Here is a 736-nt window from a genome sequence, read left to right on the forward strand (position 1 = left end):
TAACTATGTGGCTTTCATCCACTTTCACTGTGCAATGGTGAATAATTCAGGTTAATTTATTCATCAATAACAATTGACTTGATTAAAATATCATGTAAAGTTTGATTGTTTTTATTGAAGAATATAGTTAAAAAAGGAATACAAAATAAATATTTAGAAAGTGTTTTTACAACACTACGTATAAATAAAGATTTTCCATTCAATTTTTTATATTCAATATTAACTACGTGACATTTGAATATTTTATGCCCTACTGTACCTCCTAAAAAATTTTCCAAAATAAAATAATAAGCAATTTCAAAAATAAACACAACAAAAATAAAACATAAATAAAATACATCTACTGAATTGTTAAGTATAAAATAATTTAATACAATATGAATATAGCCAAGAAAACATAAGGCTGAAAAGAATAGGCACTCGATTAGAATAAAAGGAAATACCTGAACCATTTCTTTATTCATAAATTGAAAAAATAAAACTGAAGACAGTATAAGTGTAACAATTAACATAAAAAACAAATCAACAATTTCAGATAAAACTCTTTTAATATATGATGATTTCAAAATATACACCTCCAATAATATAGACAGAAACACAAATATTTTATTCCTGTCTATATTTTCCTATTATTTATTTGCTTTATCTTCCAAATGGACCAATTTTTTCAAAAAAAGTAATTAGTGTCTGCTGATTAAGCTAAAACACTTAATTTTACTGACTTTTACCTCGTTTT

General features: G+C 23.5%; 1 protein-coding gene. It reads right to left on the minus strand.

Features of this window, described 5'->3' with window-relative positions; all coding sequences use genetic code 11:
- Positions 1-56: 56 nt before the first annotated feature.
- Positions 57-566: an RDD family protein gene (locus ASU35_RS05685; RefSeq protein WP_058352082.1), complete on the minus strand. Its 510-nt coding sequence runs from the start codon at positions 564-566 to the stop codon at positions 57-59.
- Between the last annotated feature and the right edge of the window lie 170 nt (positions 567-736).

It is taken from the genome of Acetivibrio ethanolgignens, assembly GCF_001461035.1.
Taxonomy (GTDB): domain Bacteria; phylum Bacillota; class Clostridia; order Lachnospirales; family Lachnospiraceae; genus Velocimicrobium; species Velocimicrobium ethanolgignens.